Genomic DNA, 16,163 nt, shown 5'->3' with positions numbered 1-16,163 from the left:
GGTGTCGATCATTACGCCTTGACGGCAGGCTGAGGTTGTTCCCGCAACGCTGCCAGCAATGCCGCGGCGCTGGCGCCACGACAATCAATAACGGTCCGTGCTCCGGCTGCTCGCGCAATGCTGGCAACCCGGGGGCTCGGTACAAACAGCGGCAGACCGGCCAGGCCCGGCCATGAGTCCCCCGCCAACTGAAGCAAATGTTCAAAACCCTGCCCACTGCTGACCACCAGCCCGTTCAAGCGTTCCACCGCGACACGTTGCGGCAGGGCACCGGGCGCATGCTGCGGCAGATAGCGACGATACAGCGGCAGGTAATCAACGCCCACCCCCAGCCCGCGCAGCTGCTCGGCCAATAGTTCGCGTCCCTCGTCACCGCGCATGATCAGCACACGGCTTCCCGGTACGGCAATCGCCTGTTTGAGGCGCGGCAGTTCAAGCAACGCCTCGCTGTCGTCGCCCTGCTCCGGCCAGCTCGCATCGAGCCCGTAATCGATCAGTATCTGCCCGGTTGCTGAACCCACACTGAACCAGGGTTGCAGAGGCGGTTGCGGCCATACTTCGTCGATCAATTCGATGGCCAGTCGCGCGGCAGGTTTGCTGACCACGATCACTGCACAATAATTGAGCAGCTCGAAAATGATCGAACGCTGTGCAGGCGTCAAGGGCAAAGGCTCGGTTTCAAGCAGCGGCAGACTGCTGCTGAAGATACCGTCCTCGGCCAGCACCCTGGCCAGTGCTGCCGACTCTTCGGCCGGACGGGTCAGCAGCAGACGCCAGCCACTCATTCGTTATTGGCCTCGCCGTAGACCGCTTTCAGAATGTCGGCGGCGCCCTGCTCCAGCAGTGCTTCGGCTACCTGCACGCCCAGTGCCTGAGCGGAGGTCTGGGGTGCCCGGGCGTCCGCGTGCAGCAACACGCTGCCGGACGGATCGCCCACCAGGCCGCGCAACCAGACGTCATCGCCTTCCAGTACGGCATAGCAGGCGATCGGTACCTGACAGCCACCGTTGAGGTGCTTGTTCAGGGAGCGCTCGGCAATTACGCGCACAGCAGTGTCTTCGTGGTGCAGAGGCGCAAGCAGCGCATGAATTTCGGCATCGACGCTGCGGCATTCGATACCCACTGCGCCCTGGCCACCCGCTGGCAGGCTGTCGTCGACGCTGATCGCCGAAGTGATGCGGTCCTCGAAACCCAGGCGGATCAGGCCAGCCGCAGCGAGGATGATGGCGTCGTATTCACCGGCATCCAGCTTGGCCAGACGGGTATTGACGTTGCCGCGCAGGAAACGGATCTGCAGATCGGGTCGACGTGCCAGCAATTGCGCCTGACGGCGCAGGCTGGAGGTGCCGACAATGCTGCCCGCCGGCAGTTGGTCGAGGCTGGCAAAGGTGTTGGAAACGAACGCATCGCGCGGGTCTTCACGCTCGCAGATGCAGAACAGGCCCAGGCCTTGTGGAAAATCCATCGGCACGTCTTTCATCGAATGCACGGCGATGTCGGCGTTGTTTTCCAGGAGCGCGGTTTCCAGCTCCTTGACGAACAGGCCTTTGCCACCGATTTTCGACAGCGGGGAGTCGAGCAGTTTGTCGCCACGGCTGACCATGGGTACCAGCGTCACCAGCAGGCCGGGGTGCGCCTGTTCCAGGCGGGCCTTGACGTATTCTGCCTGCCAGAGTGCCAGCGCGCTTTTGCGAGTGGCGATGCGGATTTCGCGAGAGGACATTGAACAATCCGTACTGAGTGAATGCGACGGATAATAACAGCTCAATCTCGGTCGGGGCGGCTTCGGCGCCGATTGGAACTTGCTTCAGACACCAAGCCGATCAATCAAACGGCAGTGCCTGAGGGGCGCATGGGGAAGGCGGCCCGCAGGCCAGCCGAAAAACACATGGATCCGGGATTCTCCCCGTTCCATGTATCGGCCTGGGCGCAGAGGCTCCAGAGCGGCTAAGCGCTAGAGCTGCTGCATCATTTTGCGGACTCCGGCGACGTGGCGGCGGCTGACGATCAGTGCATCGCCATTGAGCCCTCTGAGGAACAGCTGGAAATGCCCCAGCGGGGTGCGCTGCAACCGTTCTATTCGCTCGCGGGCCACCAGCGCATTGCGGTGAATGCGCACGAAACGGTCGCCGAACTCGTCTTCCAGCGCCTTGAGCGGTTCGTCCAGCAGCACTTCGCCGCCCTCGTGACGCAAGGTCACGTACTTGTGATCGGCGATAAAGTAGATCACCTGATCCAGGGGAATCAGCTCGATGCCTTTGCGGGTACGCGCGCTGATGTGGCTGCGTGGCCCTGATCCGCTTTCGGCAGCCGGGCGGGTCAACGCCGCCAGTTGCACACGGTTTGGCCGCTCGGCTTTGCGCAACGCTTCGACAAGGTGCTCGGAACGCACAGGCTTGACCAGATAGCCCACCGCACTGACCTGGAAAGCTTCCAGGGCAAATTCATCATGAGCGGTGCAAAAGACCACTGCAGGCGGTGCTTCCCGCTCGCACAGGCGAGCTGCAACCTGGAGGCCATCGAGACCCGGCATGCGGATATCGAGCAGCACTACGTCCGGTTTGTGGGCTTCGATCAGCGCCAAGGCTTCTTCGCCATTGGACGCGCTGGGTTCCAGTACTCGATAACCCTCGATTTCATTGACCATGCGGCTCAATCGCTCGCGGGCCAGGGGTTCGTCATCAACGATCAGGACATTCATATAGCTCTGGCTTCCTGCGTGAGTCTCGCACAAGGATAGCGTAGACAGGTGTAGTGACGACCGTCACGGCGCTCCACGCTCAGACTGGCGTGCGGGCCAAAAAGTGCCGCAATTCGTGCGCCTATATTCGTCAGAGCCTGCTGAGTACCGTTGGAAGTCTGCCGATTGGCAACTTCTTCATAGGGATTGCTGACGCTCAATATGAACTCTCCCCCTTCATAGTTCGCTTCGACCGTTACAACGCCCCCTTCGACCCGCGGAGCAATGCCATAAATCAAAGCGTTTTCAAGTAATGGCTGCAAGGTTAGCTGGGGGATTGGCAAGTCATCGGGAATTGCACTCACCCTCCAGTCCAACTGTAGACGCTCGCCAAGACGATATTGCTCAATCGATAAATATCGTTTTGCCAATGCCAGCTCTTCACCCCATGTCACCAGGCTGCCCGGCTTGGCCAGACTGGCGCGAAAAAGATCCGAAAGATCCAGCACCGCCTGCTCGGCCTTGACCGGGTTGCTGGCCACCAGACTGGCGATACTGTTGAGTGTATTGAAGAGGAAATGCGGGCGGATGCGCGCTTGCAGAGATTCGATCCTGGCACGCAGTTCGCCCTGTTGCTGCTTGCGCCACTGACTCTGCAGATAGAAGTAGCGCAGCATCAGGGCGGACATGATCAGGGCAATCGTCGAGTAGCGCAGATAACGCTCGACCATGCCGCTGACCGAAATCCGCCCGGTGAGCTGACAAACATCGGTGACGGCTGTGCACAACAGCGTCAGACCGACCACCAGCAGGCAACTGAGCAGGCCCGCCAGCCCCGGCGTCAATCGCGCCAGCCAGGGCCGCAGCCCGCACAGCAGCGCTGCGGACAGTAGCACGATCCATTGCACGAACAGCGACATCAACGCCAGGCGTACCCAGTCGAAGCCGCTGCGCATCGGTTCTACCAGCACCAGAACCAGCACCAGCAGCTCTGCCAGCACGACGAGCACCAGCAATGCCTGCGGCAGGCACAGTTCAGGGAGGAAAAAGTCTTTGCCGGGCGCGGGCCGGGCAGCGTGTTTCACAGGTTCGATTCGCATGGCTCCAGTCTCTGCCCTGGCCTCGTCAGCGGCAAGCTATCCGGGGATAAAAATGCATTAACCCTGTTATCATCGCGTTCGTTCTTGTGCCAGGTATCGGGCACGTCACTTTCAGTCAGCAACGAGCGAATCCATGAGCACCGACAAGACCAACCAGTCCTGGGGCGGCCGCTTCAGTGAACCCGTCGACGCGTTTGTCGCGCGTTTCACTGCCTCCGTCACCTTCGATCAACGCCTGTATCGCCACGACATCATGGGCTCCATCGCTCACGCTACGATGTTGGCCAAGGTGGGCGTACTTACCGACGCCGAGCGCGATACCATCGTTGACGGCCTGAATAATATCCAGGCCGAGATCGAGGCGGGCCAATTCGAATGGCGCGTCGATCTGGAAGACGTGCACATGAACATTGAAGCACGCCTGACCGACCGCATCGGCATCACCGGCAAGAAGCTGCACACCGGTCGCAGCCGCAACGATCAGGTGGCTACTGATATCCGTCTGTGGCTGCGCGACGAAATCGATCTGATCCTCAGCGAAATCACACGTCTGCAGCAAGGCCTGCTGGGCCAGGCCGAGCGTGAAGCTGAAACCATCATGCCCGGTTTCACCCATTTGCAGACTGCCCAGCCGGTAACATTCGGTCACCATATGCTGGCCTGGTTCGAAATGCTCAGCCGCGACTACGAGCGTCTGGTCGACTGCCGCAAGCGTCTCAACCGCATGCCGCTGGGCAGCGCGGCGCTGGCGGGCACCACCTATCCGATCGACCGCGAGCTGACCTGCAAACTGCTGGGCTTCGACGTGGTAGGCGGCAACTCGCTGGACGGCGTATCGGATCGCGACTTCGCCATCGAATTCTGCTCGGCTGCGTCCATCGCGATGATGCACCTGTCGCGCTTTTCGGAAGAGCTGGTGCTCTGGACCAGCGCGCAGTTCCAGTTCATCGACCTGCCGGACCGCTTCTGCACCGGCAGCTCGATCATGCCGCAAAAGAAAAACCCTGATGTCCCTGAGCTGGTTCGCGGCAAGAGCGGCCGTGTGTTCGGTGCCCTGATGGGCCTGCTGACCCTGATGAAAGGCCAGCCTCTGGCTTACAACAAGGACAACCAGGAAGACAAGGAACCGCTGTTCGACGCCGCCGACACCCTGCGTGATTCGTTGCGTGCGTTCGCCGACATGATCCCTGCGATCAAGCCCAAGCACGCGATGATGCGTGAAGCGGCGCTGCGCGGCTTCTCGACCGCCACCGATCTGGCCGACTATCTGGTACGCCGTGGCCTGCCGTTCCGTGACTGTCACGAAATCGTCGGTCACGCGGTGAAATACGGTGTCGAAACCGGCAAGGACCTGGCAGAGATGAGCCTGGAAGAGCTGCGTCAGTTCAGCAACCAGATCGAGCAGGACGTCTTCGCCGTGCTGACTCTGGAAGGCTCGGTAAATGCCCGTAACCATATCGGCGGCACCGCCCCCGAACAGGTTCGCGCCGCTGTGGTTCGCGGCCAGGAACTGCTGGCCACGCGTTGAGCCTGTCTGCACCCACGCTGGAGCATTGGCACGATGATCGGCCCGGCCCTGATCATCGTTCCCACGCTCCGCGTGGGAATGCCGTTCTGGACGCTCTGCGTCCGCTCCTGAAGGTGCATCGCGGCACAGATGTGTGACGCGGAGCGTCACGACCTGCGTGCCAACGCGGAGCATTGGCACGATAGTCATCTCAAGGTTTCATCGTTCCCATGCTCCGCGTGGGAATGCGCTTCTGGACGCTCTGCGTCCTATCCTGAGCGTGCGTAGCGCCACGGATATGTGATGCGGAGCGTCACGACCTGCATGCCAACGCGGAGCATTGGCACGATAGTCATCTCAAGGTTTCATCGTTCCCATGCTCCGCGTGGGAATGCGCTTCTGGACGCTCTGCGTCCTATCCTGAGCGTGCGTAGCGCCCCGGATATGTGACGCGGAGCGTCACGACCTGCATGCCAACGCGGAGCATTGGCACGATAGTCATCTCAAGGTTTTCATCGTTCCCACGCTCCGCGTGGGAATGCGCTTCTGGACGCTCTGCGTCCTAGCCTGAAGGTGCGCCGCAGAGCGTCACGAAACGACGGTATTCTCTCGAGTGCCTATGGTTCCTACGACTCTTTCAGCACCTGCCGATTTCCCTCCGGCGCACCCCGCCGCTATCATCCCCGCTTCTTGTGGGGGACTTATCCGATGCTCAATGGCCTGTGGCTTGGTTTTTTTGTCGTGGCGACGATTTCCGCGCTCGTGCAGTGGCTGGTGGGCGGCAACGCCGGCATTTTTGCGGCGATGGTCGAAAGTATCTTTGCCATGGCCAAGCTGTCGGTCGAGGTCATGGTGCTGCTGTTCGGCACCCTGACCCTGTGGCTGGGCTTTTTGCGCATCGCGGAGAAGGCCGGCATTGTCGACTGGCTGGCCAAGGTCCTCGGGCCGTTGTTTCTGCGCCTGATGCCGGAGGTACCGCCCGGCCACCCTGCGCTGGGGCTGATCACCCTCAACTTCGCCGCCAATGCGCTGGGGCTCGACAACGCTGCTACACCTATCGGCCTGAAGGCCATGCGCTCGCTGCAGGAACTCAACCCCAGCAAGACCGCCGCCAGTAACGCGCAGATCCTGTTTCTGGTGCTCAACGCCTCATCCCTGACCCTGCTGCCGGTGACGATCTTCATGTACCGCGCCCAGCAGGGTGCGCCTGACCCGACTCTGGTATTTCTGCCGATTCTGCTGGCCACCAGTGTCTCGACCATCGTCGGCCTGCTGTCGGTCGCGTTTATGCAGCGTCTGCGTCTGTGGGATCCGGTGGTGCTCGCCTACCTCATCCCCGGTGCCCTGCTGCTCGGCACGTTCATGGCCTTTCTCGGCACGCTGTCGGCGGCTGCGCTGGCGGGTTTGTCGTCGATTCTGGGCAACCTCACACTGTTCGGCCTGATCATGATGTTTCTGCTCATCGGCACGTTACGCAAGGTGCTGGTCTACGAGGCCTTCGTCGAAGGTGCGAAAGAAGGCTTCGACGTCGCCAAGAGCCTGCTGCCTTATCTGGTCGCCATGCTCTGCGCGGTGGGCGTGCTGCGCGCATCCGGCGCGCTGGACTTCGGTCTGGAAGGGATTCGGCATCTGGTGCAATGGCTGGGGCTGGACACGCGCTTCGTAGACGCGTTGCCGACCGCGATGGTCAAACCCTTCTCGGGCAGCGCCGCCCGTGCCCTGTTGATCGAAACCATGCAGACCCAGGGTGTTGACAGCTTCGCTGCGTTGGCCGCCGCCACGATTCAGGGCAGCACCGAGACCACGTTCTACGTACTTGCCGTTTACTTCGGCGCCGTGGGCATTCAGCGCGCCCGCCACGCTGTGGGTTGCGCGCTGCTGGCCGAGTTTTCCGGTGTAGTGGCCGCGATCTTCGTCTGCTACTGGTTCTTCGGCGCGACCGCCTCCTGAAACATTACTGCGCCGGAGCCTGAGGCGCAGACTCTGCGGGTGCTGGCTCTGCAGGTGCCGGCTCGGCAGGCGCAGCTTCCTGTTTTTCCTGCTTCGCCTCATCTGCGGGCGCGGATTCAGGTGTGGCCTCTTCGGCCGAGTCACCGCCCGGCTTGAGTTTGATTATCCGCCCGGTAGGTCGCCTGACTGCCGGCTGGTCATCGTCAGTGACGACAAAACGCAGCACGCCGATCATCTGGCCGTCTTCGGTCAGCACCCTCACCTGCCAGCGCCCCGTCACGTCCTCCGGGAAGTTCTGTTTGCGCGTCCAGGCGCGATAGCCTTCCTTGCGGCCGCCGTGGATATCCAGCGCGATGCGGTCCATCTCTTCGCCTTCATGCCACCATACATGGTAGATACGCTCATCCAGCCCGCGCGGCGCATTGATGGCGGTGTACGCATACAGCCCGCCGTTGCGCAGCTGTTTGGCGCTGATCAGCGAAATGCTGTCGCCCGGCGTACGGTTCTTGTTATCGAAGTCCGGGCTGACCGCCACTTCGGTCAACCACAGCGTCGCAGGCGGCACCCAGGAGCGCAGCAACCAGCCCGCCGCGCCGATGGCCAGAATGATGCTGATCACGGCCAGCGCGCTGCGCCAGGTGTTGAGCGGGAAATTCGACATCAGGCTGGGCGCCGATAGCAGCATCGCCACGCCCAGGGCCAGTTTGTAACTCTCGGCGGTGGTCAGGTGCAGGATGATCGGCAGCGCGGTCAGCAGTGCCGCGAACAGTGTCAGAGTGTGCAGCGTCATGAACAGCCAGCGCCTGGGCGCCAGCCATTTGTAGTAGAGGGGATCGATGATCGAGATCAACCCGGCGGCCCCGAGCACCGCAGTGAACACTGCCTGACCACTGTTCCAGGTGGTGGTGATGAAAAAGAACGGCAGCACGAAGAACAGGCTTTCCTGATGGATCATCTGCGTGCCGTAGCGCAGCAAACCCTGCGGAATCTCGCGGCCCAGAGCCTTGTTGAGCAACCCGACCATGGTGTTTTCGACCATCAGCCACAGCCAGCTGATCAGCATCACCACCGCGATCCAGGTTGCCAGCCCCGCCTGGCGATCGACCAGAATGAAACTGGCGATACCGGAAACGAAACCAAACGCTGCAATGAGCCCCGGATAGCGCTGCATCAAGTTGAGCACGGGTGTCACATAGCGATTCACGTCAAGCATCGGAGGGGTCACTCGGTTCTGTTCATACAAAAAACGCGCTGCGTAACAAACGCGGCGCGGAGCCTGCACCCTGGGTGCAGTTCGGCGTCAGGATTCTATTTGCTGCGTGCACGCCAGCGCCACAAGGCCAGCAGTGCGATGAAACCGAGTACCCCGCCAATCAGCCAATACAGACCGTCATAACTGAATAGCGGCTTTTCAATGCGCAGGTAACCCGGCTGGGCAAGCAATTGGCGCATCGCCTGATTGGCCGTTTCCAGCTTCACCGCCTTGATGCGTTTGGCCGGATCCTCGAAGCGCCCGTTTTCATAATCGTTGAGCGCGCTCCAATAGTAGTCGGCCAGCGCGCTATTGCCTTGTGTGGCCCATGATTGCCGGTCAATGGCGAGCTGTTGCAGGCGCGCAAACGTAGCGGGCTGCATGCCTTCTTTTTGCAGACGCTCGACCAGGCCGCGAATGTCGCGTTCGGCTTCTTCGGCATCGTCACGCTCGACATCGGCATTCAGGCTCAGAAACCCGACATCGCCGAACACTTCGCGCTCTGCAGAGGGGCCGTAGGACAAACTGTGTTTCAGGCGCAGCTCAGTGTAGAGCGTCCAGTCCAGATAGGCTTTGACCAGCTCCCAGGTTTCGTCGTGCTGGTCGTCGAGCTGCGGCTCGGGGTAGATCAGGTGCAGCTTGGCGCTCTCGCCCAGCCCGCCGCGTTCAAGCTCGCGTCGCGGTTCGGCCGAGCCGGTGCCCTGCGCCAGTGGCGGGTGGTCGATCGGGTCGGTGGGTGCGAGCTTGCCGTAGGTGCGCTCCAGATAGGCTGGCAACAGCTTGTCCAGATCACCCACCACAATCAGCGTCATGTTGTTGGGGGCGTACCAGTTGGCGAAGATGTCTTCGATGTGCTCCAGCTTGATGCCGTCCACCTCGGGACGTTCGGCGCATTTGAGGCCCAGCTCCACAGCCAGTTGACTGCTGGCGCTGCGCCCGGAATCACGCCGGTCAAGCAAGCGCTGCAAGTGTGAGAAGTGCCCTCCATCTTCACGCTCGACCACGCGTTTGACACCGTCCAGCCGCGCCTGGCTCAGCTCGGTTTTGGTCATGATTTCCAGCAGCAGGTCGAGCACTTTGCGCTGGTTTCGTGCAGGTGCTTCGATCACGAAGGTGGTGTCGGCGTTGCTGGTGAAGGCGTTCCACTCGCCGCCCAGTGCCTGCATGCGCTCTTCCAGACCGCCTTCACCGCTGTCATCCACGCCGCTGAACAGCAGGTGTTCCAGCAGGTGCGGCAGTTCCTTGTCCTGGCACGGGAAATCATCGAAGCCGATACCCACCACCAGGCGGATGGCGACGTGGCCCCTGTCGTAACCGGGTTTCAGGATGACTTGCAAACCATTGGGCAGCAGGTAGCCCTCGACCTGAAGGCGGTCAAGGGCGAATGAGGGGAGTGAACCGAGGAGCAGACAAGCGAACAGCAGGCAACGCATAAAACAGCTTTCCTGGCGGGCCGGTATGTTTAACAGACTTCACCTCCGCCCTTACGTTCATAGTGATCTGTCGCCCTCGGCCTCGCTCGACAAGGCGCCGGTGTCGGCGGTTTCCAGCACCACGTAGGCGCTGCTGCAAAACAGCGAGTTCAGACGCTTCATGTCGGCAATCAGTTCCAGGTGCAGCGAACTGGTTTCGATGCTCTGGACCACCTTGTTGCGCAGACGGCTGACGTGGGCGTGCGCCAGGCGTCGCTCCTCGGCCCTGAACTGGCGCTTCTCGCGCAATAACTGACGCGCGCTTTCGTGATCGCCGCTGAGGAACACCGAGAGGCCCAGACGCAGGTTCGACTGCAACTGGATCTGCAGATCGGCAAGCTCTTCAAGACCGACTTCAGAGAACGACCGGCGATGCGCCGTCTTCTGCTGCTGGATCTTGCGCAGCATGCGCTCGATCAGGCCGCTGGCCAGTTCCAGGTTGATGGTCAGCTCGATGATCTCGGCCCAGCGCCGGTTATCGTGCTCGCCGAGGTCCTCACGCGGCATCTGCGCCAGGTACAGCTTGATCGCGCTGTACAGCGCTTCGACGTCGTCGTTGAGACGCCGCACTTCCTGGGTCACCGCGGTCTGTGTCCCGCGCAGCACCGCCAGCATCGAGGCGAGCATGCTCTCGATCAGATCGCCCATGCGCAGGGTTTCACGCACCGCATTGGCCAGCGCAAGGCTGGGCGTGGACAGGGCGGTCAGGTCCAGGTGACGCGGTTTGGCCAGGCCGCCGACTTCGTTCTGTTGCGGCAGCAGATACGAGCACAACCGTGCCATCGGGGCCACGGTAGGCAACATGATCAGGCAGCGCACCGTGTTGTAGAGCAGGTGAAAGCCGATGACCAGTTCCTGCGGGCTAAAGCCCAGCGTGTCGATCCACGCAACCAACGGATCGAGCACCGGAAAGATCAGCAGCAGGCCGAGCAGTTTGTACAGCAGACTGCCCAGCGCCACCTGCCGCCCGGCAACGTTCTGCATGCTGGTACTGAGAAAGGCCAGCAGACCGCTGCCGATGTTGGCGCCGATCACCAGGCCGATCGCCACCGGCAAGCCAATGACTTCAGTACCCGCCAGGGTCGCCGTCAGCAGCACTGCCGCCAGGCTGGAATAGGAGATCAGCGCGAACATGGCGCCCACCAGCGCATCCAGCAGCAGGTCGCCGGTCAGCGAGGCGAACAGCACCTTGACCCCTGCAGCCTGGGTGATCGGTGCGGCGGCCTCGACGATCAGCTGCAAGGCCAGCACGATCAGGCCCAGGCCGATACCGACCCGCCCCAGTTGACCGGCACGGGTCTGCTTGCGCGACAGGAAGAACACCACGCCGAGGAAAATCAGCAACGGCGATAGCCATGACAGATCGAAGGTCAGGACGCGGGACATCAGGGCGGTGCCGACATCGGCGCCGAGCATGATCACCAGCGCAGGCGTCAGCGTCATCAACCCCTGGCCGACAAACGATGTCACCAGCATGGCGGTGGCATTGCTGCTCTGCACCAGCGCCGTCACCAGAATGCCAGCGATGAACGCAAGCGGTCGTTTGGACATGTTCTGGCTGAGCACACGACGAAGTTGTGTACCGTAAACACGAAGGATGCCAGTGCGCACGATATGCGTGCCCCAGATCAGCAGGGCGACGGCAGACAGCAAATCGAGCAGGGTCAGCATGCGAAAAGCCCCCTGAGGTTTGCCCATACAGGCGATGAATTGAAAGATGCAGCGTGTAGCGAGCGGGGATGGGTGAAACGCTCCACTAAGCTTTTAGTCGGCCATGGGCCTTGGCGCCAGCATCGCACAGCGCGGATTTCATTGAAATAAAAGTGTCATAAATCAACACCCCATTCGCATCACGCTCCTCATCCTCCAGCTTGGGAATGCAGTGCTGAACACGCTGTGTACGGTGTTGAGCATAACGCATGGATGGGTGACGCAGAGCGTCCGGAACGGCATACCCACGCGGAGCATGGGTACGATGAGTGTCCTTGAGAGCACTTATCGTTCCTCACGCTCCAGCGTGGGAATGCCTTGCGTGACGCACCGCGTCACAACTCTGCGCCGCGCCACACACTCAGGATCGAACGCAGAGCGTTCGGAACGGCATACCCACGCGGAGCATGGGTACGATGAGTGTCCTTGAGAGCACTTATCGTTCCTCACGCTCCAGCGTGGGAATGCATTTCGTGACGCTCTGCGTCACAGGTCTGAGTCGCGCCGCCTGTTCAGGATAGGACGCAGAGCGTCTGGAACGGCATACCCACGCGGAGCATGGGTAGGATGGTGTCGTTGAGAGCACTTATCGTTCCTCACGCTCCAGCGTGGGAATGCATTTCGTGACGCTCCGCGTCACAGGTCTGAGTCGCGCCGTCTGTTCAGGATAGGACGCAGAGCGTCCAGAACGGCATACCCACGCGGAGCATGGGTACGATGAGTGTCCTTGAGAGCACTTATCGTTCCTCACGCTCCAGCGTGGGAATGCCTTGCGTGACGCACCGCGTCACAACTCTGCGCCGCGCCACACACTCAGGATCGAACGCAGAGCGTTCGGAACGGCATACCCACGCGGAGCATGGGTACGATGAGTGTCCTTGAGAGCACTTATCGTTCCTCACGCTCCAGCGTGGGAATGCATTTCGTGACGCTCTGCGTCACAGGTCTGAGTCGCGCCGCCTGTTCAGGATAGGACGCAGAGCGTCTGGAACGGCATACCCACGCGGAGCATGGGTAGGATGGTGTCGTTGAGAGCACTTATCGTTCCTCACGCTCCAGCGTGGGAATGCATTTCGTGACGCTCCGCGTCACAACTCTGCGCCGCGCCGTCTGTTCAGGATAGGACGCAGAGCGTCACGAACGGCATACCCACGCGGAGCATGGGTAGGATGGTGTCGTTGAGAGCACTTATCGTTCCTCACGCTCCAGCGTGGGAATGCCTTGCGTGACGCTCCGCGTCACAACCCTGCGCGGCGCCACACACTCAGGATCGGACGCAGAGCGTCCGGAATGGCATACCCACGCAGAGCATGGGTACGATGGTGTTCTTGAGCGCTCTTATCGTTCCCCGAAGCAGAGCTGCTACGGCACGATAGTCGTGAGCCCTCAATCAGCCATCAACGGAACCGGTCAACCTCGTGACGCAGTTCTGTCGCCAGACCATTCAGCTCCTGGGCGGTGATGGCGAGGTTGGACATGACCTGGCGCTGTTCGCTGTTGGCCATGGCGATGCTTTGCAGGTTGCTGCTGAGCATGGTCGCGGTGCTGCTTTGCTCCTGGGTTGCGGTGGTGATGGCGGCGAACTGGTGACCGGCCGAGCGGCTTTGCTCGTCGATCTGGGCCAGCGCGGAGGCCACTTTGGCGTTCAGCGACAAGCCTTCCTGCATCAGCGTATTGCCCTGCTGCATGGTGGTGATGGCGTTGCCGGTTTCCTGCTGGATGCTGGCGATCATGCCGGAAATCTCGTCCGTGGCTTCACGGGTGCGCGAGGCCAGGCTGCGGACTTCGTCAGCCACCACGGCAAAGCCGCGACCTTGTTCACCGGCACGCGCGGCCTCGATGGCAGCGTTGAGCGCGAGCAGGTTGGTCTGGTCGGCAATCGAGGTAATCACCCCGACGATGCTGCCGATTTCCTGGGAGCGCTGACCCAGCGTGTCGATGACTTTCGCGGTGCTGCTCAGCGAAGTGGCGATCTGTTGCAGCGACGAAGACGCCTCTTCCATCGAAGTACGACCGATGCGCGTCTGCTGGGCATTTTCCTGGGCCAGACGTTCGGTATTGCCCATGTTGTCAGCGATGTTCATCGACGTGGCGCTGAACTCTTCGACGGCACCGGCCATGCTGGTGATCTCGCCGGATTGCTGCTCCATGCCCTCGAACGCGCCACCCGACAGGCCGGACAATGCGTTGGCACGACTGCTGACTTCCTGCGCTGCAGTACGAATATGCGCCACCATCGATGACAGTGCTTCGCTCATCTTGTTGAAGCTGCCCGACAACTGCCCGATCTCGTCATTGCTGGTCACATTCAGGCGTACGCTGAGGTCGCCCGCACCCAGTGCATCGGCCTGGCGTACCAGTTCGGACAGCGGACGCAGCTTGCTGCGCAGCAGCCAGATGGCGCTGATCACCGCGATAATCATGGCCAGCAGACTGCCGATCGCCAGTTGCGTGCCGACGTGCCAGGTCACTTCGCTGATTTCCTTGCGCGGCATGCTGGCGATGACGGTCCAGGGGCCACCAGCGAACGGCTGGCCGACGCTGTAATAGTTGTCATCACCGTCATTCCAGAACTGCGCCTTGCCCGGTTTGCTGGCGAGCTCTGCAACTGACTTGGCGGCACCGTCGAGGGATTTGACGCCTGCCGGTGGAACCAGCCAGGTGCCCTTGTCGTCGAGCAGTGCCAGCGAACCGGTAGAGCCGATACGGAAGCTCTTGAGGTTATCGAACTGGGTCTTCTGCGCATCGGTGTAATCGAACCCTACGAACAGCGCCGCAATGATCTTGCCGCTGCTGTCGCGGACCGGGCTGTACTGGGTCATGTAATAACGATCGAACAACACCGCTTTGCCGACATAGCTCTGACCGGCCATCAGGCGCTCGTAGGCTGCGCCCTTGCGGTCCAGCACGGTGCCGATGGCGCGCGTGCCATCCTGCTTGCTCAGGGAGGTGCTGATACGGATGAAGTCGTCGCCGCTGCGCACGAAAATGGTCGCGACGCCGGCGGTCATCGAGCGGAATTCATCGACTTCGGTGAAGTCGTTGTTCAGCGCGGCATCACGCAGGAACAGGCCTGGCGTGGACGTGCCCGCCACCGTGACCGGCTTGTCGGCTTGCAGGCTCAGGCCCTCGGCGAAGCGTTTTTCGAACAGGCCACTCAGGCGCTGAGTGCTGTCGCGCAGCGTGCTGTGGAACGTGTTGAGCTGGTCAGCGAGGAGCCTGGCTTCACTCGACATGTGCTCTTCACGAATGACCAGGTTGGACGCGTCCAGAGACCTCAACGCGAACAGGGTACTACCGCTGATAACCACCGCCAGGATCACGGCCAGAGCAATACCAAGTTGCGAAGCAATTCGGGTACGAGGCTTGGACATAGAGACTCCGTGCCGAATGATTGGAGTCGCCGGGTCCGTGGCTTACCATTCAGCTGATAGATTTAGTTGGTGTTTTTACGCTATTTGAACGAGCAATCTTCAAGCAATGCTTCGGCCACCAAGGTCGTTACTTGAGAGTGGAGCGTGACATTTACAGATGATGGCAGTTCAATATTAAACTAAATTTTAATAGAGTACTTCAACTAACGGCAACTGCATGGCGCCCACCTCTGCCTGAAGAAAATCGCTGAGGCGTCGCAACCGCTCTGCGCCGGGCCTTGTACGCGGCCAAACCAGATAATAGTTTTCGCCACTGAACACCGCCGTTCGCCACGGCAGGCTCAGACGGGCCTGCGCTACGTCCTCGGCGACCATCAGCAGGTCGCCCATCGACACACCGTAGCCACGTGCTGCGGCAATCATGCCCAACTCCAGGGTGTCGAATACCTGCCCGCCTTTGAGCGACACCTGATCGGCCAGACCCATGCGGTTCAGCCAGGTGCGCCAGTCACGACGATCAGGGGTGGGATGCAGCAACTCAGCTTTTGCCAGCCGTTCGACGTTCCATGGCGGGTCCTGCAACAAAGTGGGCGCACCGACCGGAATCAGCATCTCGGGAAACAGTAATGTGGCTTCCCAGTCAGACGGGAAATGCCCCTGGCTGAGCAGAATCGCGCAGTCAAACGGCTCCTGGGTAAAGTCCACCGCATCGATTTCCATCCAGGCGCTGGTCAGTTGCACTTCATTGCCCACCTGCAGATGACGGAAGCGACTGAGCCGCGCGAGCAGCCAGCGCATGGTCAGGGTCGACGGGGCTTTCATGCGCAGAATGCCCTCTTCGGTCTGCAAGGTGCTGCAGGCTCGTTCCAGTGCCAGGAAGCCATCGCGTACGCCGGGCAACAACGCGCGTGCCGATTCGGTGAGCTGCAAGTTGCGTCCGTTGCGCTGAAACAAGCGACAGGCAAAGTGCTCTTCCAGCGTGCGGATGTGACGGCTTACTGCACTCTGGGTGATCGAAAGTTCCTCGGCCGCGCGGGTAAACGAGGTATGCCGCGCAGCCGCTTCAAAAGCCCTTAGTGCATAAAGAGGAGGGAGACTGCGAGGCATGGGGCGCTTCC

Annotated in this window: 11 protein-coding genes; 2 read left to right on the top strand and 9 right to left on the bottom strand. The window is 61.1% G+C overall.

Annotated elements, in window-relative coordinates; genetic code table 11:
- Positions 1-11: 11 nt before the first annotated feature.
- The 4 genes from JOE33_RS13770 to JOE33_RS13755 form a co-directional block, all read right to left on the bottom strand.
- Positions 12-785: a uroporphyrinogen-III synthase gene (locus tag JOE33_RS13770; protein ID WP_187625334.1), complete on the bottom strand. Its 774-nt coding sequence runs from the start codon at positions 783-785 to the stop codon at positions 12-14.
- Entirely contained in the window at positions 782-1,723 is a 942-nt protein-coding gene (gene hemC, locus JOE33_RS13765; protein WP_003318426.1) for a hydroxymethylbilane synthase, read from the bottom strand. The genes JOE33_RS13770 and hemC overlap by 4 nt, the downstream gene beginning before the upstream one ends.
- A gap of 231 nt (positions 1,724-1,954) precedes the next feature.
- Positions 1,955-2,701: a LytTR family DNA-binding domain-containing protein gene (locus tag JOE33_RS13760; RefSeq protein WP_003401565.1), complete on the bottom strand. Its 747-nt coding sequence runs from the start codon at positions 2,699-2,701 to the stop codon at positions 1,955-1,957.
- Entirely contained in the window at positions 2,698-3,780 is a 1,083-nt protein-coding gene (locus JOE33_RS13755; protein ID WP_010433438.1) for a sensor histidine kinase, read from the bottom strand. Before JOE33_RS13755 ends, JOE33_RS13760 begins: the two co-directional genes overlap by 4 nt.
- 133 nt (positions 3,781-3,913) lie before the next feature.
- On the opposite strand from JOE33_RS13755, the gene argH reads away from it, so the two are divergent.
- A complete protein-coding gene (argH, locus tag JOE33_RS13750; RefSeq protein WP_010433435.1) occupies positions 3,914-5,308 on the top strand; it encodes an argininosuccinate lyase in 1,395 nt (464 codons plus the stop codon).
- A 687-nt stretch (positions 5,309-5,995) separates the two neighbouring features.
- On the top strand, positions 5,996-7,237 hold the full coding sequence (locus JOE33_RS13745; protein ID WP_032611313.1) for a spore maturation protein: 1,242 nt from the start codon (positions 5,996-5,998) through the stop codon (positions 7,235-7,237).
- A gap of 4 nt (positions 7,238-7,241) precedes the next feature.
- Here JOE33_RS13745 and JOE33_RS13740 read toward each other — a convergent pair whose 3' ends face one another.
- From JOE33_RS13740 to JOE33_RS13720, 5 genes are all read right to left on the bottom strand, one after another.
- The gene (locus JOE33_RS13740) at positions 7,242-8,450 is read right to left on the bottom strand and encodes a DUF5924 family protein (protein ID WP_010433854.1); all 1,209 of its coding nucleotides are present in this window, start codon (positions 8,448-8,450) and stop codon (positions 7,242-7,244) included.
- Positions 8,451-8,545: 95 nt separating this feature from the next.
- Positions 8,546-9,922: a pitrilysin family protein gene (locus tag JOE33_RS13735; RefSeq protein WP_010433856.1), complete on the bottom strand. Its 1,377-nt coding sequence runs from the start codon at positions 9,920-9,922 to the stop codon at positions 8,546-8,548.
- A gap of 57 nt (positions 9,923-9,979) precedes the next feature.
- Positions 9,980-11,632, bottom strand: coding sequence for a Na/Pi cotransporter family protein (locus tag JOE33_RS13730; RefSeq protein ID WP_122529342.1), 1,653 nt, complete (start codon positions 11,630-11,632; stop codon positions 9,980-9,982).
- A 1,436-nt stretch (positions 11,633-13,068) separates the two neighbouring features.
- Positions 13,069-15,045 (bottom strand): methyl-accepting chemotaxis protein, encoded by a 1,977-nt coding sequence (locus JOE33_RS13725; protein ID WP_010434903.1) that lies wholly within the window; start codon positions 15,043-15,045, stop codon positions 13,069-13,071.
- Between the two features lie 186 nt (positions 15,046-15,231).
- Positions 15,232-16,152: a LysR substrate-binding domain-containing protein gene (locus JOE33_RS13720; protein WP_010434901.1), complete on the bottom strand. Its 921-nt coding sequence runs from the start codon at positions 16,150-16,152 to the stop codon at positions 15,232-15,234.
- Between the last annotated feature and the right edge of the window lie 11 nt (positions 16,153-16,163).

Origin of the sequence: Pseudomonas sp. PvP027, assembly GCF_017833005.1 — a bacterium.
Taxonomy (GTDB): Bacteria; Pseudomonadota; Gammaproteobacteria; order Pseudomonadales; family Pseudomonadaceae; genus Aquipseudomonas; species Aquipseudomonas congelans.
Note: the sequence above shows the minus strand (reverse complement) of the source record. Positions and strands in the feature narration are given on the sequence as shown.